Origin of the sequence: Blautia coccoides (genome assembly GCF_034355335.1) — a bacterium.
GTDB classification, from domain to species: domain Bacteria; phylum Bacillota; class Clostridia; order Lachnospirales; family Lachnospiraceae; genus Blautia; species Blautia producta.
Window position 1 is genome coordinate 5,850,073 of the sequence record NZ_CP136422.1, and the last position, 19,028, is coordinate 5,869,100.

Genomic DNA, 19,028 nt, shown 5'->3' on the forward strand with positions numbered 1-19,028 from the left:
CTCATAAGCACCTTAATCCAGTGCAACTTTTGCCATAAAAGTTCCGTCAACTGCCTTATCATCGATCATGGCCTGTTTGTCCGCCTCTGTTAATTTGCCCTGTGATATCATAAAGTCAGCAAACTTCAGCAAATCCTCCTGGGCTGCGCTATTTCCGTCCGCATCTTGTGCAAACGCTTTTTTGTTTTCCTCAAGGGAAGGGAAAATACGGGTCTCTATATCTCTTTTCGCAGCTTCCTCAGTCATGGAAATCCCCTCTTCCTCCTCAAAATCATACAAAAGTTTCGCACTGCCCTCCGGATCTGCTCTCAATTCCTCCACTGATTTCAGATAACACTTCAGCCATTCCTGTACCACTTCTGGCCTGTTCTTCACCGCATCCTCTGTGGCAACGATCAAGGTGGGCATCTTTAATCCCAGATGACCTGCATCCGCCACTTTTACCCATCCCTCGTCGTCCTCTGCCTGATATCCGAATGGTGACCACAGACAAACAATATCAGCTTCTCCTGCCTTAAATGCAGCATATGACTGTGCTACCGCCGTATCGATTATCTCCACATCATTCATGGTAAGGCCAAGATGTTCAAGGGTTGCTATCAACGTCATGTGGCATGTAGTTCCTGTCTGGCAGAGGATTTTTTTACCCTTCCAGTCTTCCGCACTGCCTCTGACTCCCATCTCATCTGCTTCCTTTCCGGCCAGCGCGCTGTCCTTTCTCACCCAGATATCCAGTGCCTGTGTATCATCGCAGGCGTATCCGATAACTTTCATGTTATAGGAAGGACACCCAAGAACCGCTCCGCCGATTCCTGTAGTACCAACTTCCCAGGCTCCTGATGCAATAGCTTCGTTCTGAACAGGACCTCCCGCATACATATCAATGGTATAGTCGAATTCATCGTAGAGTCCATTATCCTCTGCATAGATACTGGGCAGCGCGTGCAGATACGGATGGTGGCTGATCTTAAGCGGTATCTTTTCTTCACTTTTACTTTCATTTCCCGTGGTCTCCAATTCTTTCTTCTGTTCTTTGCTGCCTCCGCATGCAGCCAGGGTAACACCCAAAAGCCCTGCCATTAACAATACTGCCAATTTTTTCTTCATGTTTTTACCTCCCAAATATGATTTGATCCACGCTCTTTTTGTTACTATCTCCAATTTATCTTGTATTTTCTTTCGTTTCAACGCCTATTTACACAAACGTTTTTCCTATTTTTAGTATTTTTACAGTCAATTTAATGATTATCTTTGTGTTTTCTTTAACTTTTTTATGCACACAGAGATTACAGTTTTCTACGCAAACGTTTGTATTTTTTTGCGTTTTAATATTTTATTTTTTCAATATAATGAAAATATGGATACAAAACGTATCCCGGGATTTGTCTCTGCAGGCTGTGTGCCATGCTTTGCAGAAGAAATGAAAATAAGATATGACCAGGACAAGGAGGGAATTCCATGATCTTAAAAGATATCGCAAAAGAAGCCGGCGTCTCTATCTCAACTGTCTCCCGGGTTATCAACGGAAAGGAACAGGGGGCTGCCAGTAAAGAAACCCGTGATAAAATTTGGTCTATTGTGCGCAAAAATGGTTATACTCCAAATGTCCTGGCCCAAAATCTGAAACGCAGGACCTCTCTAACGGATCCAAAAGAAAAACCACTGTATTATATTGACTGCCTCCAGGCCCGCACTTCTAATCTGAATACTGACCCTTTTTTCTCGGAACTGGAACGGGCCTTGGAACAGGAGGCCTTTAATTATAATTACATTATCAAACATACATACCGCCCTATGGACCTTAAGTCTCTGGATTCTATCATACAGGCAGATGAACGAAACATATGCGGCCTTGTCATACTTGGCAGATATATGTTTACAAAGGAACAGTTAAAGATTCTAAAAGAAGTCTACAAAAATATTATATATGTAGGACTCAACGCGATTCCTCTCAAATGTGACCAGGTTATATGCGACGGCTACAAGGCAGGTATCAGCGCAGTAGAATATTTAATAGAATTAGGGCATAAAAAAATCGCCTACATTGGAGAACAGGCGAATGAATGCCGTTTTCTGGCCTACAAGGATGCCCTATCCCTGCATAATATAAATTTTACGATTCACAATACAGCTAACGTGATCCAATCCACAGACGGTGGATACAAAGGTGCCCAAAAGCTTCTGAACAGCAGTTCCGATTTCACAGCTGTTTTTTGTGCAAATGATCTGACTGCTATTGGTGCCATCAAAGCCTTTCACGAAAACAAAAAACAGGTCAGCAGAGATATCTCCGTCATCAGTGTGGATGATATCGACCTGGCTCAATACATAACCCCTATGCTCACCACCGTGCACATCCCCATCGAAGAATTGGGCAGACAGACTGCGCGTACATTAATTGACCGAATAAACGGCAGGCATACCCTTCCAATGAAGGTTGAACTTCCGTTTTTTATTGCCAAACGGGACAGTTGCTCAAAATGCCGGACCACAAACAGACAGCAATGATTTGATTTTCCGCATATCTGCCCTGTTCATTTGGGGAATATCCGTGGTAGTATGGATTTTCCGTATTGGCCTATAATATAACTACACAGGAGGAAATCAAATGACACTGAAGGATATTGCAAAGGAAGCCGGTGTTTCCGTCTCCACAGTCTCAAGAGTGATAAATAATAAAGGAGGCAGCGCTGCCAGCAAACACACACAGGACAAGATCTGGTCCATTGTCCGAAAAAGCGGGTACATCCCAAACGCTGCTGCGCAAACATTAAAAAACGGAAACCTCATTCCTGAAGCATCCGTGCCGTCTTACTCTATTGACTGTATTTACGGTGACCATTCCAAAACAAACATCAGCCCTCTTTACCGGGAATTAGAACGGGCGATCGAACAGACCGCCCTCCGCCAGCAATGTACCATACGCCGCTCTTTCTTTCTGGAAGAATTTTCCTTTCCCCCAACTCCCCCAAAAACACGAAACACAAGAGCAGACGGCGCCGTCTTATTTGGTAAGCGGAGCCTGACACAGCGGCAGTTTGAGCTTCTCGAGACCACTTACAGGCATTTTGTGTACGTGGGGATCACTCCTTTTGGTCTAAGCTGTGATCAGGTCCTATGCAATGGCTGCCAAGCATCCATGACAGCCGTAAAACATCTTCACTGCCTGAAACATAAAAAGATTGGATTTCTGGGAGAACAGAAAGACAATTCCTGCTTTCAGGGATATAAGCAGGCACTTAAAGAGCTTGGCCTGTCTTTCCATATAACAAATACTGTCAATGTCAAACAGACCATAGAAGGGGGATATCACGGCGCAAGGCTGCTTTTGGAACGGGGAGCTGATATCACCGCCATTGTCTGTGCAGATGACTTAACAGCCATAGGTGCCATGCAGTGTTACCGGGAATATAAAATAAAAATCCCCAAAGATATCTCAGTCATCGGAATCGGTGATATTCCCCATGCCCAGCGCACCGAACCTATGCTCACTACCATTCATGTTCCTGTGGAAGAATTGGGCAATATTGCCCTGAAGGTCTTATTGGACCGGATACAGGGCGGGCATAAACTGGAATTGAAGGTGGAGCTGCCCTACTATATTGCCGAGAGAAATAGCTGTGCCAGATTTAGCAGGTGATTTTACCTTCTTCTTTTTCTGTCCTTAAATTTACAGAAGATAACCGCCACCACCGTACTGATCAGTGTAGCCACAATCCCCGGACCAACAATACCGGCAGGATTTGTGCTGCCGTACTGGCTTCTGTAAGCGATAATATTTACCGGGATCAACTGCAGGGAAGAGATATTCAGGATCAGAAATGTGCACATCTCATTGCTGGCTGTACCCTGCGGAAATATGTGAAACCGTTTCTTCTCTCTCTCATCTCCCGTCTCCAGCCGCCGCTCTTCTTCCAGTTCTGCCAGTTTTTCCATTGCCTTCAGCCCAAACGGAGTCGCCCCCCATCCAAGTCCAAGGAAATTGGCGATTATATTGGCTGATATATACTCCACAGCGGGATGGTCTTTCGGCAGGTTTGGAAACAAAAAGCGCAGCAGAGGCTGCATTTTCTCTGTCATCTTTTCTATCATGCCGGAAGATCTGGCTATTTCCATCACACCCATCCACATGGCAACGATCCCCGCCATGGTAATGCACAGCATAACTGCCTCCTTTGCAGACGACAGCGCTGCATCCGTGATCTCGCCCATGCGCCCCGTCATGGCGCCGTATGTAATTCCTATGAGCATCATAGCTCCCCAGAGAATATTCAGCATGTTTATGCCTCACAGACTTTTTTTCTACTATATGCTTTTGGGGATTATTTTATTCCGGCCTGCGGCCTGTACACTCTTGACTTTCCCTGTGTATCTGCTACAATGGCAAAAAGCCCGCCATAAATTCCCAATCTCTGAAAACCAAAAACTTCTCCAGGAGGTATTTGACATGTCCCATATAATCGCACTGGCCCAATGCGGCTCTCTTCCGGATACAGCGCAAAACCTGAAAACCGCAGAGTGTTACATCCGTCAGGCTGCTGATGCCCGGGCAGCCCTTATAGTTTTTCCTGAATACTTTATGTATCCATGTCATAAGAATTCCGAACTCTACGTCGGACACGCGCAGAGCATAGACGGCCCTTTTGTCTCCGCTATGAAAGAGCTTGCCGCAAAATACGGCATATGGATACTCTTTGGGATGAATGAAGCCGCCCCCCTTCTCAAAGCAAAAAAATGTTTTAACACTTTAGTTCTTCTGGATAACAGAGGTATCCTGCGGGGTACATACCAAAAAACACATCTGTTTGATGCCTTTGACTGGCGGGAATCTGACCACACGGCTGCCGGTAATGCTCTTTTCACCCCTGTCAGTACGCCCTTCGGCAGACTTGGTCTGGGCACCTGCTATGATCTGCGTTTTCCTGAGCTGGCACGCAGTGCCGCTTTACGGGGCGCCGAGATTTTCATTTATCCCTCCGCCTGGGTACAGGGCCACATGAAAGCGGTCCAATGGAAGACTCTGCTGGCAGCAAGAGCTGTGGAAAACGGCATGACAGTCATCGGATGCAGTCAATATGCGGAAGACATTTTTATTGGTCAGAGCTTTGCCTGCGACCCCTTCGGCAGGGTGCTTGCTAAGGGAGATGAGACATCACAGATGATCCTTGTCCCCGTAAATCCGGACGACAGCGTCAAAGCCAGACACCTGGTACCTGCCCTTGATCATATGCGGAAAGATCTGTACTAAAAATCCCCCGGCGGCCGCAGCCTCCGGGGAATTCTATCCATACATTTATCCCTGTATCCAGGAACTATACTCTTCGATTTTCTGTAATATATCATCCTTCTGCTCACCCTCTGCAGGGGTAGGCTGATAATTATTATACCCATCCTCAGAGGAAATTCTGCAAGGTATGATATTCTTCACATTATCCTGCTGCAGCTCCCCATCCTTGATGGTAAATGTCTGCTGAAAAATCATGGTGTTCATATCAGACGGATAAGCATTGCCCCCAAAACAGAAATTGCCCAGGCTGTACACAATGTTCTTACCCTGATATTCCTCTATTCCCTCCAGCACATGAGGATGATGCCCCAGGACTAAATCCGCACCGTTGTCTATGGCCGCATGTGCCAGTTCTATCTGTGTGGAGTCCGGTTCGTATGCCTTTTCTGAACCCCAGTGAAAGCTGGCAATAATGATCTGCGCCCCCTGTTCTTTCAGGGATTCCAGGTTGGCGATCATGGAATCTTTGATTCCTAACCCCTCCCTCAGCACATATGTACCCAACAAGCCCACTTTCACGCCCTTGATATCCATCACGGCAAGACGGTCATAACCAAATGTGGTGATTCCCCGGTCCTCCAAGGCCTTGATGGTATCTGTATAGCTCTGTTCGCCGTAATCCTTGCTGTGGTTGTTTGCCATATTGGCAGCCTCCACGCTCCCGGCAGTGAGTATTTCCGCATAGGCAGGCGCTGCCTTGAATGCAAACTGCTTATCTTCACGCTCCTCACTTTCCGTGAGAGTTCCCTCGAAATTCACGATGGTCAGATCATCCTGTGCAAAAATAGGCTGGACATTCCGGAAAAAATAGGCTGGGTCCCCCACCTCCTCATACTTGGCGGGAAGGCTGTCACTCCAGTCAAAAAATTCATCCGTTCCAAGGGTACAGTCCCCTGCCGCGCTGACAGTGATAGTCACAGGTTCATCTGCCTTCTCCCCGCCGCCTGTGTCCGAAGCCTTATCTGCATCCCCGGCACTATCTTTCTTCTCTGTTTTGTCCTCTGTTTTATTTTGGACCATGTCCTTATCCTGACCTGCCTCCGTGCCGGCAGCCCCGGCCTTTGCACTTGTCTCTTTTTCCCCGGAACCGGCAGACATACCCTTGCTCACAGCCAGGATAAGGAGCAGTACCAGCACCAGAGCCGCATCAATCCCAAAAATAAGTTTGATCCGTCTGACTTTTCTCTCTCGTTCTCTTTGTCTTCTTTCCTGTTCTTTTTTCCTGTAATGGTACGCCATTTATTATCCCCTTCTCTTTCGGACAGCACACTGCCCAGTACCTCTGTATCCCTCTAAGTGGAAGGCTGAACTGTTACCTCTATTCTTCTTCCAGGAGGGCCTGATAAATATCCCTTTTACTGACTCCTCTGTCCTTTGCCACTCTCTTCATGGCCTCTTTTCTGTCCATCCCCTGTTTTACATAATACTCCATATGCTCTTTTATGGGCATCTCACCCCAGCGCTGCTGTTCCTCAGCCTCCATTTCACTCCGGCTTCTTCCCTCCAGGACCAGAACACATTCTCCCTTGGGAGTGTTTGCCTCATAATAAGAGACCGCTTCTGTGAGCGTAGTTCGGAATATGGTTTCATGCCTTTTGGTAAGTTCTCTGCACACTGAGATTCTACGCTCACCAAGGGCTTCCAACAGTTCCTGGAGTGTCCTCACGAGTCTGTGAGGTGCCTCATACAGTACAATGGTTCTGGTCTCATTTTTCAGCTCTTCGAGAACTTTTCTTTTTTCTTTTTTATCTGACGGCAGAAAAGCTTCAAAGGCAAACCGCCTTGTAGAAAGCCCCGATAACGTCAGCGCTGTGATACAGGCCGCGGCTCCCGGAAGCGCAGTCACTGTGATCCCGGCATCCCAGCACATGGCTACCAGCTCCTCCCCGGGATCCGAAATTCCCGGGGTCCCCGCATCTGTGACAAGCGCGATATTTTTGCCTGCCAGCATCTGTTCTACCAGATATCTTCCCTTATCGATCTTATTATATTCGTGATAACTGGTCATGGGTGTTTTAATGTCAAAATGATTCAGCAGCTTGATACTATTTCTGGTATCCTCCGCCGCGATCAGGTCCGCCTCTTTTAAAATGCGCACTACCCGGTAAGTCATGTCCTCAAGATTTCCGATAGGCGTGGCACATAAATACAATTTTCCGCTCATTTTTTCTCTTCTCCTGCTGCCAAACCCTGCCGGTTCCTGCCATAGATCTCCAGTATCTCGTCTGTATAAACGCCTGGTTTTTCATAGACGATCAGCGGCTTCTCCACTGTTATCCTGGAATTTCCGCCTCTCATCCCCTCTATGAGTACAAGATTCGGTTCCTTATCCACATACGGATACACAAGGCGCATTCTCTTAGGCTCAAGTTTATATCTCACCATAGCCGACATGATCTCTGCCAGCCGGAACGGTCTGTGCACCATATAAAATCTGCCTTTTGGTACCAGAACAGACGCTGCCTGAGAGATCACATCTTCCAGTGTGCAGAGGGTTTCGTGGCGGGCAATGGTCTTTGCTGTGTTCTCCCCTACCAGACCATGCTTTCCGATCATATAGGGGGGATTGGTGGTAACTACGTCAAAAGAAGAGGCACCAAAAATCTTCACTGCCTCCCTGATATCACCCGTCTCGATCGCAATGTCCTTCTCCAGTTTGTTGTAGGCTACGCTCCGTCTGGCCAGCGCAGCACTTTCCTCCTGGATCTCCAGTCCCGTAAAATGTCCCCGGGGATACCTGGCTTTCAGCAAAACAGGGACGATACCCGTCCCCGTCCCCATATCAAGCGCATTCTCACCCGGCTTAACCCTGGCAAACCAGGCAAGAAGCACTGCATCTATACCGAAACAAAACTGTTTAGGATCTTGGATCAGCATATAGCCGTTCTGAAGATCATCCAGACGTTCATTTTCCATAATCAGAGATTTCATTTCTCCAGTTCCTTCAATGCCTTGAATTCCTCATCGGACAGCTTTATCTTTTCTTTCTTTTGCCGCGGTTTGAATTTTAAATCCTCCACAGCATATTCCCTGATCTCTTTCTCATCATCCACATCCACAATGACTTTGACCAGCTGGCGAAGCACATTTACACTCTGTACCTCACCTCTGAGTCCATCCGGTGTGTTCACTCTGTCTCCCACCACCGGAAGCTTCCGGTTCAGCTCCTCGTATGTCTCCTCCTCATTCTTCAGGCAGCACATAAGTCTTCCGCAAACCCCTGAAATCTTAGTTGGATTCAGGGAGAGGTTCTGTTCCTTTGCCATTTTGATGGAAACAGGAGCAAATTCTGACAGATAAGTATGGCAGCACAGTGCCCTTCCGCAGATACCGATACCTCCCAAAATCTTTGTCTCATCCCTGACGCCGATCTGACGCAGTTCAATACGTGTCTTAAATATGGCCGCCAAATCCTTTACCAGTTCACGGAAATCAATCCTTCCGTCCGCGGTAAAGTAAAAGAGCACCTTATTGTTGTCAAATGTGTATTCCACATCAATGAGCTTCATCTCAAGTCCATGCTCTTTGATCTTTTTCAGACAGATCTGATATGCCTCTTTTTCCCGCTTTCTGTTGCTCTCTTCTTTCTTGTCATCCTGGGCATTGGCGATTCTGATGACCTCCTTTAAAGGCTGAACCACCTTCTCGTCCTCCACGTCTCTGGGCGGCAGGACCACGTTCCCGTATTCTACGCCTCTCGCGGTCTCCACAATTACATGGTCTCCTGATTTTATTTCCAGATTCTTAGGGGAAAAGTAATAGATTTTTCCCACATTCCGGAATCTGACTCCAATCACTCTTGTCATTTTAGTTCTCCCTGATGGTAAGGAACAGAAGTTCCATTGTTAAGTCAAAATTAACGTTTGCCTGCAGACGTGTCTTAGCTGTCTCAATGGCCTGGATGATCTTCTCCAGTCCTTCATAGGAGCTTTTGTCTGCCCGATCCTTGATCGCATTATATTCCTGGCGGAACACAAGTCCGTCCACTTCTTTTGTAGCTTTGAACATCAGCACGTCCCGGAACCACACTAAAAACAGGTCCAGATACTCATACACCGTGTGCTTCTCCTCTGAGAGCGTCTTGATGGCATCTACCATCTCATAGACTTCCATGCCGTCACCCTTTTTCAGGATCTTCAGGGCAGCATCCATCATGTCGGCAAAATCCTCGGCAGTTGCGATCTGCTTTGCCTTCCCTACATTTCCCTGGGCAAACGCCACGCTGACCTCTGCCTGGTAATCCGGTACATGCAGCTCCTCCATGAGATAGCTCTTGATCAGATCATCCCTGACCGGTTTGAAGTTCAGGGTCACACACCTGGATGTGATGGTTGGAAGCAGACTGGTATTATTATTTGCCAGGAGCAGGATCACTGCATAGGCAGGCGGCTCCTCAATGGTCTTCAAAAGAGCGTTCTGTGCCTGAACAGTCATCTTCTCTGCTTCATCTACAATATATATTTTATAAGGCCCTGTATAGGGTTTGATCTCCACATCTGCAATGAGCTGTTCCCTGATATCCTCAATACCAATGGAATTGGGCTTCAGATGGCTGACATAGATAATGTCCGGATGATTCCTGTTCATGGCCTTTTTACATGAGCCGCACTGCAGACACGGCTCTTTTCCGTGCTTCTCACATTGCAATGTCATGGCAAACAGCTTCGCCAGAAGTTTTTTTCCGCTCCCTTTCTCCCCTGCAAAAATGTAGGAATGGGAAACCTGATCCATGGCAACCGCGTTTTGTAAATGGCGGATAACCTCCTCATGTCCTAGTACCTTTTCAACTTCCTGCATTGCAATCACCTCTATCCTTCCGCCCTGCAATAAGGGCATTTATATTCAGAGCTGGTCTGCACCGGCTCGTTTCTATCATTATAGCACAGGTTTTCCGGGTCCTGCAACGTTTGGTACGCTTACTTTTCTATTAAGCTTCTGTTAAATAATCGGATAAAATGTTAAGCGTTCCGGCTCCGGATATATTCCCTGATCTCCTCCATACAGCTTTCCAGCTCCACATTCTGAAATCGTCTTCTGATCCCTGCTCTCTCCAGATTCTCCTGGGAAAAATCCTCTGTGTCAGCCAGAAAACGCCTGCACATTTCCGCATAGCGGGGGTTCTCCTGTAATTCTTCCCTTGCAAGGGCGCGTTTTAAACGCTCCCCGTCCTCAACCTCCACATAAATGGGGCACACGTTATCCTCCCCATAGTATCTCTTCATATTTTCATAGGATTCCAGCGTTCCGATTGCCAGATAGTTATGGGCTTTCAGATCCACCTGCCCGTCATCCGCCGTAAAATAAGTCCAAGGTCCGTGCACAGTCTCATAAGTCCTATACTCGATCACCTTTCCCGCATCCCTGAGCTGTCCAAAACGCTTTTCATCCACAAAATAATACTCCCGCCCGTCACTTTCTCCCTGGCGGATAGGCCGCGTAGTATATAACAAAATATTCAAAAGCCCCAGCTCCCTGTCATGAAGAAGCCTGCTGTAAATGGTATCTTTACCGGAAGAGCTTTTGCCCATAATATAAAAAATTCTGCCCATTATTTTCTTCCCCTATCTCCTGAGTACGTGAATCTTCTTTAGAGTATAGTCATTTAAGCCCTGAATGTCCAGCCCCTGTTCCTTCCAGATACAAAGCTGCCTCAAAACATGACTGCTGATTCTCTCCCCGGGCACCAGAAACGGAATCCCCGGGGGATACAGATAGGCGTATTCCGAGGAAATCCTCCCCTCACTGTCTGCCAGATCGATCTCCTCCTGCACGCCTTCCACGGCTTCCGCGATGGCAGTGCATACCTCTCCTGACATATCCTTCCTCATATCCTCAAAGCTTAGCCCTGTTCTTCCTGAACCTGCATTTCCCAGATCTTTGTCAATATCCAGAAGTGCCTGTTCCAGTCTTGAAAACCCTTCCTCTGTATCCATCACACTGGTAAGTGCGATCACATACCGGCTTGCCGCCATTTCCATCTGCAGATGGTACCGTTCCAGCAGGATCCTATACAGTCCTGCCCCATCCACAGCAGTACCTGCCGCAGAGATCACAAGCTTGGACTCATCCAGATCATACACAGATCCAAGCCCCAGGATCTCATCCTTACTCACCAGATGCATATTTTTAAGAGCCTTCAACCGCTCTCTGCATACCTTCAGCCTTTTTACATATTCTCCGAAACGCTCTCTGCCCTCTTCCCGGATCAGCCTGACGCATGCATCCATTCCGGCCATAAACAGATAAGAGGGGCTGCTGCTCTGGTATATTCCCAGAAAACGCTTAAGCTTATCCGGCCTCACACGCTCACTGTTCCTGTGCAGAAGTGCTGTCTGTGTCAGGGATGGGAGTGTTTTATGTAAACTATGGATCACCACATCCGCCCCACAGTCCAGTGCCGACTTTGGAAAATCATCTGAAAACGGAAAATGTGCCCCATGGGCCTCATCCACGATCAGAGGCACCTGAAATGCGTGAGCTGTCTCCGCAATCTCTTTCACATCTGAAACCACACCGTCATAGGTGGGTGAAGTAATAAGGACAGCCTCGATCCCCGGATAATTCTCCAGCATCTTTCTGACATCCGCAGGAGAAATCCCACCGTTCAGCCCCATCACTCTGTCCGTCTTCGGAAAGACATAATGGGTTTTCAGCCCCCTCAGATAAGCGGCATGGTAAGCTGCCTTATGACAATTCCTTGCCATTAGGATCTCACCGCCCCTGGAGGTGCCCGCAGACACAGCGGCCAGTATCCCGGATGTGCTGCCATTCACCAGATACCGGGTTTCAAGTGCTCCGTAAAGGGACGCGGCCCGCCCCTGCGCTTCCAGCAAAATACCTTCCGCATGATGCAGATCATCAAAGCCATCAATTTCAGTTATGTCAACCATATAAGGCTTTTTAAGCGTCTCCGGGCAAAATACCCGCTTATGCCCCGGCATATGGAAAGGATAATAATCCTTTCCGCCATATTCATACAAAGCCTCATCAAGCCATATCTGCTTTTCCATTCTCCCGTCCTTTCCCGGACAGCTCTTCTATCAGATCCATGATCTCACTGCCGGCATTCTGGAGTACCGTCTTTTTCTGAACCTTCTTATCTCTGGTCACGATCTCACAGCATCCTTCCTTCATATTTCTTGGACTTGCGATGACCCGTACGGGCACTCCCATCAAATCTGCGTCCGAGAACATAACCCCGGCGCTCACCTTTCTGTCATCATAAAGCACTTCCACACCGTGTCCCTGAAGTTCCTCATAGAGCTTATCCGCAAACACTTTCACTTCCTGATCATCCGGTCTCACACAGCACAAATGCACCTGCCAGGGGGCAATGGCCATAGGCCAAATTGGTCCGTACTCATCGTGATGTGCCTCACAGACGGACGCCGCCAGCCTTCCGATACCGATTCCGTAACAGCCCATAAGAGGATATTTTTCCTTACCATCCTTATCCAGGTACTGCATCCCCATACTCTCCGTATACTTTGTGCCAAGCTGGAATATATTTCCCACTTCAATGCCTCTGGACACCTGAATAGAATGCCTGCCGCATTCCGGACAAACACCGCCCTCCGTGATCTTGGCAAAATCATGATACTCCGCCTCCGGACAGTCTCTCTCCATGCAAAGCCCCGTATAATGATGCTCCTCCACATTTCCGCCGCAGGAAAGATTCATTCCGCCCTTCAGGGAGTTATCATAGAGAATCGTAAAATCCCCCTGCAGATCACAAGGACCGATAAATCCGGGATGCAGTCCGGACTCCTGTGTAATCTCTGCGGGACGTATCTCACTCTTTAAAAAATTAGTAACCTTTGTCTCATTTACATCCAGATCCCCACGGATAAACAACACCACAAACCCGTCATCGGAATTCTTCTGATACACCACAGCCTTACAGGATCTCTCCTTGGGCATATGCAAATATTCACAGACATCCTCAATCGTATGCATATCCGGGGTATATACCAGTTTTAACTCCTCCTGCATATTATCCTGTACATTTTCAGTGATGCTCTCAGCCATCTCCACATTTGCCCTGTATCCACATTCCGGACAGACAGCTATAGAATCCTCCCCCACAGGAGTCAGCAGCATAAATTCATGAGACAGGCTGCCCCCCATCATCCCCGAATCCGAAGCCAAGGCAATCGTCTCAGGAATCCCGGCTCTGGCAAAGATCCTCTCATAAGCATGATAACACTTCTGGTAATATTCCTCCAGGTCCTCCTGAGAAGTATGGAAGGAATAAGCATCCTTCATAGTAAATTCCCGCACCCGGATCAGTCCTGCTCTCGGTCTTGCCTCATCCCTGAATTTTGTCTGGATCTGATAGATCATAAACGGATACTTGGCATAACTCTTCCCATACTCCCGCACAAGCTGCACCGAAGCCTCCTCATGCGTCATCCCCAGAACCATCTTACTCCCATTCCTGTCACTAAAACGCAGAAGCTCACTTCCCACGGTCTCGTAACGCCCGGATTCCTCCCAAAGAGAGGCCGGCATAGCCACAGGAAACTGCACCTCCTGCCCTTCGATCCTATCCATCTCCTCCCTGATGATACGCTCAATTTTTCTGCAGATCCTCCTCAAAGGCCCAAACTGCGAATAGATCCCATTTCCAACATACTTCATATATCCGCCTCTCACCATTAAAGCATGGCTGTCGATCACGCAGTCCGAAGGCCTCTCCCGAAATCTCTCTCCCACAACCTTTTCCATTTTCATTATACATTTCCTCCATTCTACTACAATATGTTTATGGTTAATATCCCTTACAGCCAGTAAGGAATTATCCATCTTGTTGCTTAAGCTGTATAATGATGGAGCAATCGGTATATCGTCTTCCAATCTTGGACTTCGCGTCCGTAAATTAGACTGATAACCAGCTCCTCATTCGCAGCGTTCGTTTTATGCAGGTTGAATCGCCATAGGTGCATTCGCGTCACACCACAGTAGATTGAATAGGCAATGAGTAAAACTGGTATTTATCCATTGCAATAATCTTAAGGAGTGACAATTTATGAACGCAGTAGGTATCGATGTTTCAAAAGGTAAGAGTATGGTTGCTATCATGCGACCTTTCGGTGAAATTGTTTCCGCACCTTTCGAAATCAAACACACAGCCAGTGATATCCATTCACTTGTAGAACTCATCAACTCTGTTGAAGGGGAGTCCCGAATCGTGATGGAGCACACAGGACGTTATTATGAAGTCCTCGCCCATCAGCTTTCAAAGGCAAATCTTTTCGTCAGTGCCATTAACCCAAAACTTATCAAAGACTTTGATAATGATTCTCTTCGTAAAGTGAAATCTGATAAAGCGGATGCTGTTAAGATTGCCCGATATGCTCTTGACAAATGGCAAAATCTTAAACAGTATAATGTTATGGATGAATTACGCAATCAGCTCAAAACCATGAACCGTCAGTTCGGCTTTTACATGAAGCACAAGACGGCTATGAAAAATAATCTTATCGGCATCCTTGACCAAACCTATCCTGGTGTTAATACTTACTTTGACAGTCCTGCACGCAGTGACGGCAGCCAGAAATGGGTTGATTTTGCATCTACATACTGGCATGTGGACTGTGTCCGTAAAATGTCTCTGAATGCCTTTATCGACCATTATCAAAACTGGTGCAAACGTAAGAAGTACAACTTCAGCCAATCCAAAGCTGAGGAAATCTATGGAAAAGCAAAGGAACTTGTTCCTGTACTTCCTAAGGATGACATTACAAAGCTTATTATCAAGCAGGCTGTAAACCAGCTTAACAGTGCTTCTACAACCGTTGAATCACTACGCACACTTATGAATGAAACTGCATCCAAACTCCCAGAGTATCCTATTGTTATGGCGATGAAAGGGGTTGGTGCTTCGCTTGGTCCTCAATTGATGGCTGAGATTGGTGATGTTTCCCGTTTTACCCATAAAGGTGCTATTACTGCTTTTGCCGGTGTAGATCCCGGTGTTAATGAATCGGGAAGTTATGAACAAAAAAGTGTTCCAACTTCAAAACGAGGCTCATCTGATCTTAGAAAGACTTTATTTCAGGTAATGGATGTCTTAATAAAAACACACCCACAGGATGATCCTGTGTATCAGTTCATAGATAAGAAACGGGCACAAGGCAAGCCTTATTATGTCTATATGACTGCAGGTGCCAACAAGTTTCTAAGAATCTATTACGGACGAGTGAAAGAATATCTTTCATCTCTTCCAGAATCCTAATCATCATTATAATTCTCAGACCAGCACTGGTGTGGTGGTCTTATTTTGATACCTAATTTTCAACCTGTATAAAATTTTCAATGTTCTTCAATTTAGCCTTGACTTTTTATTTGCAGGCTTTTTTTGTAAATACAACAAAAGCCCTGAACCAGCCTAGCCGGTTCAGGGCGAATAAACAAATATCCGTGTTACCACCTGATTTCAGAATTCTCATTCTGCGCTCCATAAGTACAGGATGCCCCTTTGATCCATCTTCATCAGCCATCCGATACTCCATCCCCATAACGGAGGATACCCGTCAAAACCTACTCGTCACCTTTCAGCCCGCAGCTCAAAGACCGGTTCAGCGCCCCTTCATAAAGCCTCGCACCACCCGGCTTCTCTCTGGAACGTACAGACACGCTTACTATCTCTTCTCAACGCCTTTCTCTTGATTCCGAATCTTATCACAAAATGTCTTCTATGTCAACGGTATGAAAGGCTGAACTGCTGCAGCCAGATCAATCTATTTTCAGTATCATCTGCAGAATTCTCTTTGCGCACCTCTCCATTTCTTCCCGGCTTACCAATCCCTTTTCCTTTGCTTCCAGGATCCTTTCAGGATAACCGCAACCCATCTTGATATCTCCGCCCGCCTTCACCTCTAAATAATGCTCAGCGTGATTCCACCAGTCCGTAGTCACCATCCCTTCAAATCCCCATTCATCTCTTAGGATTCCCTGAAGCAGTTCCGGGTTGCAGGATGTAGGATATCCATTCATAAGGTTATAGGATGACATCACCGTCCAGGGCTGGGCTTCCTTTACCGCAATCTCAAAGCCTTTCAGATAAATCTCTCTCAGCGCTCTCTCCGATACCCTGGAATCGCTGTCCTTTCTGTTGGTTTCCTTATTATTACAGCAAAAATGTTTCATGGATGCCCCCACATGCCGGGACTGGATTCCGCGGATCATGGCTGATCCCATCTTCCCTGATACCAGGGGATCTTCTGAATAATACTCAAAGTTTCTACCGCACAGAGGACTTCTGTGAATATTCATGGCAGGTGTAAGCCAGATACCTATATTGTTCTCCTTGACTTCTGCCGCGCCTGCCGCTCCCACTTCAAACACAAGCTCCGGATTCCAGGTACAGGCAAGCAGTGTAGCACAGGGCCATGCAGTGGTATACACGCCGCACTCTTCCCTGATCCTCAGTCCTGCAGGACCGTCAGCAGTCATTATATTGGGAATCCCGTATGCCGGCAGACTGCCCATTCCATATGTATTCGCAACACCTGTATTGGCCTGTCCGCCCAGCAGCCGGGCCACTTCCCTATCGCTGAGCTGCTCCAGGAGCTGATCCAGGCTGGATTTTCCCTCCGCAACATCCTCCAGGGTGATCCTGCCTTCATCTGTCCACTCTTTTTTCTCCTGCCAGGTGATCTCCTGCACATCAGGCTCTACACCCTCCAAGGTTTCAATATCCTGGGGAACAAGCCCGTTCTTTTCATATCTGTTCTCATACAAGGTCAGTGATTCAAAAGACCCATCCGACAGAAGACGTGTCTTCAGTGCTGTAGGTGCGCACTTCCTGGTAAGCTGCTCTGTCACTGTGGTCTCTTCTACCTGGTATTCATAATCCAGTTTTACTGTATTTCGCACGGAATTGCCGACTTTGAAAGAATAACTTCCCGCTTCCAGCACATAAGCAGACGCCTGTACCTTTCCCAGATCATCATAGGATGCCATGTCCGCAGCGGGCAGCTCCAGTCTGAGGATCTGGGACTGTCCGGCAGCCAGAAGGCCCGTCTTGCCGAAAGCGCCCAGTACCTCCAGCGGTTTTCCCAAGAGGCCCTGTGGGGCACGGTAATAAAGCTGTACCACCTCTTTACCGGATCTGTTCCCCATATTTGTGACCTTCACATCCACACGTATGACACCGCCTGATTCCCCTGCCCTGACAGGCTCAATCTCAAACTCCGTATAGGAGAGACCGAACCCGAAGGGATAATTCACCTTTTTAGCGGCACCCGGAATAGTTTCAAAATACCGGTATCCCACATAAATATCTTCTGTATAATCCACATACTCCTCAGACTCATTGAAACCGGCAGATGAGGGATAGTCGTCAAAGGTCCCGGCAAAGGTGTCTGTCAGTTTTCCTGATGGGTTCACATCACCGCACAGCAGGTCTGCAGCCGCCAGGCCGCCCTCCATACCGCCCTGCCAGGCCAGAAGAACACCCTGTATCTTATCGGAACAGCAGAACCAGGAGGTATCTGCCATACCGCCCACATTCAGCACCACCACAACTTTGTCAAAGCTGGCTGTCACAGCCTCCACCATCTTCTGTTCTTCCTTTGTAAGATAAAAGTCTCCGTCCCCCGGAACTCCTTTCCTGTCCCATCCTTCTCCTGAAAACCTGCAGATAGATATCACGGCAATATCAGCCCATGCTTTTGTTTTTTCAAGAAGATCACATGGAATCTCAGGTTCTGCAGTCATACCGGGCTCTACGCCCCGGGCATACTGCGCCTTTACATTTTCTCTGTAAAATTCACCCAGAGGCGCAAGGATCTGTACCTTTTCCTCTTTCTCCTTAATTTCCAAACCATCCTGCAGACTGCGCGCATAGGCTGTGGTCACATCCCCGCTGCCTCCGCCGCCTTTCACATAATCCACACTGCCTTTTCCAAACAGAGCCAGTCTGGTTCCTCTTTCAAAGGGCAGAATATTCTTTTCATTTTTCAGCAGCACCATTCCCTCTGCGGCTGCTCTCCTGGATAATTGAATATGCTCTTCGCATCCTGTGACTCTCTGTCCGTCCCTGCCCAGAGGCAGACATGGCTGATACAGTGCACGTGCCCATCTTTTCATAAATAAAAACCCTCCTAATCCGTCTCCCGCCTGTTTGAACGGGATTCCTTTTAATCTTTTTTCCATCTTATCCCGCCTTCTTTCAGGGAGCAAGAGCTTATATTGACTTATATGTTCCTGATATTGACATTCTTATTCACCATATACCAATACTGCTATTCACCATTATCCAAAGCAGATTTCTGCCAATAGAATTTATCAATGTCTTCGGTAAGCGACTGTTTTATGGAAATAATGACGCATTAGGATAAATTATTATTTTGAAAAAATCAATGCTGCAAAGCAAACAGTTTCCATGTACGTAAACTTCAGGTGCTCTGTAATTTTATAACAATTTCGGCAATTACTTCGCGACTTTCCTCCAGTTCCTCCGCAATGGTATCTATGGATTTTCCCTTTTCCAGTTTCCTATTTACCTGTTCCTGCAGTTTCTCCTTCTGCCCTTCTTCCCTTCCCGCCGCATAGGCTTCCTCACGCTGTACTTCCACATTCAGATCATAATCATATTCCGCTATCAGCATATTTACCACCTCACTGCCTTTCTTCTTCAGATAATCGGCCAGTATTCCTGCTTTCATACATTCTTCTATGGCATTTGTAGCCAAATATGCCGCAAAGTGGGGTGTGCAGATTGTCGGAGTGAATT

At 47.2% G+C, this 19,028-nt stretch carries 16 protein-coding genes, 1 pseudogene and 1 other annotated feature; of the genes and pseudogenes, 5 read left to right on the plus strand and 12 right to left on the minus strand.

Features of this window, described 5'->3' with window-relative positions:
* Nucleotides 1-12 precede the first annotated feature (12 nt).
* A complete protein-coding gene (locus tag BLCOC_RS26345) occupies nt 13-1,107 on the minus strand; it encodes an ABC transporter substrate-binding protein (RefSeq protein WP_115623870.1) in 1,095 nt (364 codons plus the stop codon).
* Nucleotides 1,108-1,458: 351 nt separating this feature from the next.
* Here BLCOC_RS26345 and BLCOC_RS26350 point away from each other — a divergent pair, with 351 nt between their 5' ends.
* Together BLCOC_RS26350 and BLCOC_RS26355 are read left to right on the plus strand one after the other, a co-directional pair.
* Nucleotides 1,459-2,508 carry a LacI family DNA-binding transcriptional regulator gene (locus tag BLCOC_RS26350; protein WP_029471496.1) on the plus strand — a complete coding sequence of 350 codons (1,050 nt, stop codon included), beginning with the start codon at nt 1,459-1,461 and terminating at the stop codon, nt 2,506-2,508.
* A gap of 100 nt (nt 2,509-2,608) precedes the next feature.
* The gene (locus tag BLCOC_RS26355; RefSeq protein ID WP_115623871.1) at nt 2,609-3,640 is read left to right on the plus strand and encodes a LacI family DNA-binding transcriptional regulator; all 1,032 of its coding nucleotides are present in this window, start codon (nt 2,609-2,611) and stop codon (nt 3,638-3,640) included.
* Nucleotides 3,641-3,642: 2 nt separating this feature from the next.
* On the opposite strand, the gene BLCOC_RS26360 is transcribed toward BLCOC_RS26355, so the two are convergent.
* Nucleotides 3,643-4,278 (minus strand): hypothetical protein, encoded by a 636-nt coding sequence (locus BLCOC_RS26360; RefSeq protein ID WP_018595394.1) that lies wholly within the window; start codon nt 4,276-4,278, stop codon nt 3,643-3,645.
* Nucleotides 4,279-4,447: 169 nt separating this feature from the next.
* On the opposite strand from BLCOC_RS26360, the gene BLCOC_RS26365 reads away from it, so the two are divergent.
* The gene (locus BLCOC_RS26365; protein ID WP_115625500.1) at nt 4,448-5,248 is read left to right on the plus strand and encodes a carbon-nitrogen hydrolase family protein; all 801 of its coding nucleotides are present in this window, start codon (nt 4,448-4,450) and stop codon (nt 5,246-5,248) included.
* A 45-nt stretch (nt 5,249-5,293) separates the two neighbouring features.
* Here BLCOC_RS26365 and BLCOC_RS26370 read toward each other — a convergent pair whose 3' ends face one another.
* The 8 genes from BLCOC_RS26370 to BLCOC_RS26405 form a co-directional block, all read right to left on the minus strand.
* The gene (locus BLCOC_RS26370; protein ID WP_018595392.1) at nt 5,294-6,526 is read right to left on the minus strand and encodes a CapA family protein; all 1,233 of its coding nucleotides are present in this window, start codon (nt 6,524-6,526) and stop codon (nt 5,294-5,296) included.
* A 79-nt stretch (nt 6,527-6,605) separates the two neighbouring features.
* The gene (rsmI, locus tag BLCOC_RS26375; RefSeq protein ID WP_018595391.1) at nt 6,606-7,451 is read right to left on the minus strand and encodes a 16S rRNA (cytidine(1402)-2'-O)-methyltransferase; all 846 of its coding nucleotides are present in this window, start codon (nt 7,449-7,451) and stop codon (nt 6,606-6,608) included.
* Nucleotides 7,448-8,218, minus strand: coding sequence for a tRNA1(Val) (adenine(37)-N6)-methyltransferase (locus tag BLCOC_RS26380; protein WP_029471500.1), 771 nt, complete (start codon nt 8,216-8,218; stop codon nt 7,448-7,450). Before BLCOC_RS26380 ends, rsmI begins: the two co-directional genes overlap by 4 nt.
* Nucleotides 8,215-9,093: a PSP1 domain-containing protein gene (locus tag BLCOC_RS26385; protein ID WP_018595389.1), complete on the minus strand. Its 879-nt coding sequence runs from the start codon at nt 9,091-9,093 to the stop codon at nt 8,215-8,217. Before BLCOC_RS26385 ends, BLCOC_RS26380 begins: the two co-directional genes overlap by 4 nt.
* 1 nt (nt 9,094) lies before the next feature.
* On the minus strand, nt 9,095-10,084 hold the full coding sequence (holB, locus tag BLCOC_RS26390) for a DNA polymerase III subunit delta' (RefSeq protein WP_018595388.1): 990 nt from the start codon (nt 10,082-10,084) through the stop codon (nt 9,095-9,097).
* Between the two features lie 161 nt (nt 10,085-10,245).
* Nucleotides 10,246-10,836 carry a nucleoside/nucleotide kinase family protein gene (locus tag BLCOC_RS26395; RefSeq protein ID WP_029471501.1) on the minus strand — a complete coding sequence of 197 codons (591 nt, stop codon included), beginning with the start codon at nt 10,834-10,836 and terminating at the stop codon, nt 10,246-10,248.
* A 12-nt stretch (nt 10,837-10,848) separates the two neighbouring features.
* Complete coding sequence (locus BLCOC_RS26400; protein ID WP_115623872.1) at nt 10,849-12,297, minus strand: aminotransferase class I/II-fold pyridoxal phosphate-dependent enzyme; 1,449 nt, start codon at nt 12,295-12,297, stop codon at nt 10,849-10,851.
* Nucleotides 12,275-14,020, minus strand: coding sequence for a proline--tRNA ligase (locus BLCOC_RS26405; RefSeq protein WP_115623873.1), 1,746 nt, complete (start codon nt 14,018-14,020; stop codon nt 12,275-12,277). Before BLCOC_RS26405 ends, BLCOC_RS26400 begins: the two co-directional genes overlap by 23 nt.
* A gap of 295 nt (nt 14,021-14,315) precedes the next feature.
* Between BLCOC_RS26405 and BLCOC_RS26410 the strand changes: the two genes are divergently transcribed.
* The gene (locus BLCOC_RS26410; protein ID WP_115622407.1) at nt 14,316-15,524 is read left to right on the plus strand and encodes an IS110 family RNA-guided transposase; all 1,209 of its coding nucleotides are present in this window, start codon (nt 14,316-14,318) and stop codon (nt 15,522-15,524) included.
* Between the two features lie 160 nt (nt 15,525-15,684).
* Nucleotides 15,685-15,953: a binding site (T-box leader), on the minus strand.
* A 71-nt stretch (nt 15,954-16,024) separates the two neighbouring features.
* Here BLCOC_RS26410 and BLCOC_RS26415 read toward each other — a convergent pair.
* Entirely contained in the window at nt 16,025-18,382 is a 2,358-nt protein-coding gene (locus tag BLCOC_RS26415; protein WP_115625501.1) for a glycoside hydrolase family 3 protein, read from the minus strand.
* Nucleotides 18,383-18,690: 308 nt separating this feature from the next.
* Nucleotides 18,691-18,960 carry a hypothetical protein gene (locus BLCOC_RS26420; protein WP_256162249.1) on the minus strand — a complete coding sequence of 90 codons (270 nt, stop codon included), beginning with the start codon at nt 18,958-18,960 and terminating at the stop codon, nt 18,691-18,693.
* 10 nt (nt 18,961-18,970) lie between these two features.
* On the opposite strand from BLCOC_RS26420, the pseudogene BLCOC_RS27850 reads away from it, so the two are divergent.
* Nucleotides 18,971-19,018: pseudogene (locus tag BLCOC_RS27850) on the plus strand (hypothetical protein); the annotation flags it as partial.
* Between the last annotated feature and the right edge of the window lie 10 nt (nt 19,019-19,028).

Coding starts and splice junctions, on each gene's coding strand:
- BLCOC_RS26345 (WP_115623870.1), bottom strand. CDS start 1,107: ATGAAGAAAAAATTGGCAGTATTGTTAATGGCAGGGCTTTTGGGTGTT.
- BLCOC_RS26350 (WP_029471496.1), top strand. CDS start 1,459: ATGATCTTAAAAGATATCGCAAAAGAAGCCGGCGTCTCTATCTCAACT.
- BLCOC_RS26355 (WP_115623871.1), top strand. CDS start 2,609: ATGACACTGAAGGATATTGCAAAGGAAGCCGGTGTTTCCGTCTCCACA.
- BLCOC_RS26360 (WP_018595394.1), bottom strand. CDS start 4,278: ATGCTGAATATTCTCTGGGGAGCTATGATGCTCATAGGAATTACATAC.
- BLCOC_RS26365 (WP_115625500.1), top strand. CDS start 4,448: ATGTCCCATATAATCGCACTGGCCCAATGCGGCTCTCTTCCGGATACA.
- BLCOC_RS26370 (WP_018595392.1), bottom strand. CDS start 6,526: ATGGCGTACCATTACAGGAAAAAAGAACAGGAAAGAAGACAAAGAGAA.
- rsmI (WP_018595391.1), bottom strand. CDS start 7,451: ATGAGCGGAAAATTGTATTTATGTGCCACGCCTATCGGAAATCTTGAG.
- BLCOC_RS26380 (WP_029471500.1), bottom strand. CDS start 8,218: ATGAAATCTCTGATTATGGAAAATGAACGTCTGGATGATCTTCAGAAC.
- BLCOC_RS26385 (WP_018595389.1), bottom strand. CDS start 9,093: ATGACAAGAGTGATTGGAGTCAGATTCCGGAATGTGGGAAAAATCTAT.
- holB (WP_018595388.1), bottom strand. CDS start 10,084: ATGCAGGAAGTTGAAAAGGTACTAGGACATGAGGAGGTTATCCGCCAT.
- BLCOC_RS26395 (WP_029471501.1), bottom strand. CDS start 10,836: ATGGGCAGAATTTTTTATATTATGGGCAAAAGCTCTTCCGGTAAAGAT.
- BLCOC_RS26400 (WP_115623872.1), bottom strand. CDS start 12,297: ATGGAAAAGCAGATATGGCTTGATGAGGCTTTGTATGAATATGGCGGA.
- BLCOC_RS26405 (WP_115623873.1), bottom strand. CDS start 14,020: ATGAAAATGGAAAAGGTTGTGGGAGAGAGATTTCGGGAGAGGCCTTCG.
- BLCOC_RS26410 (WP_115622407.1), top strand. CDS start 14,316: ATGAACGCAGTAGGTATCGATGTTTCAAAAGGTAAGAGTATGGTTGCT.
- BLCOC_RS26415 (WP_115625501.1), bottom strand. CDS start 18,382: ATGAAAAGATGGGCACGTGCACTGTATCAGCCATGTCTGCCTCTGGGC.
- BLCOC_RS26420 (WP_256162249.1), bottom strand. CDS start 18,960: ATGAAAGCAGGAATACTGGCCGATTATCTGAAGAAGAAAGGCAGTGAG.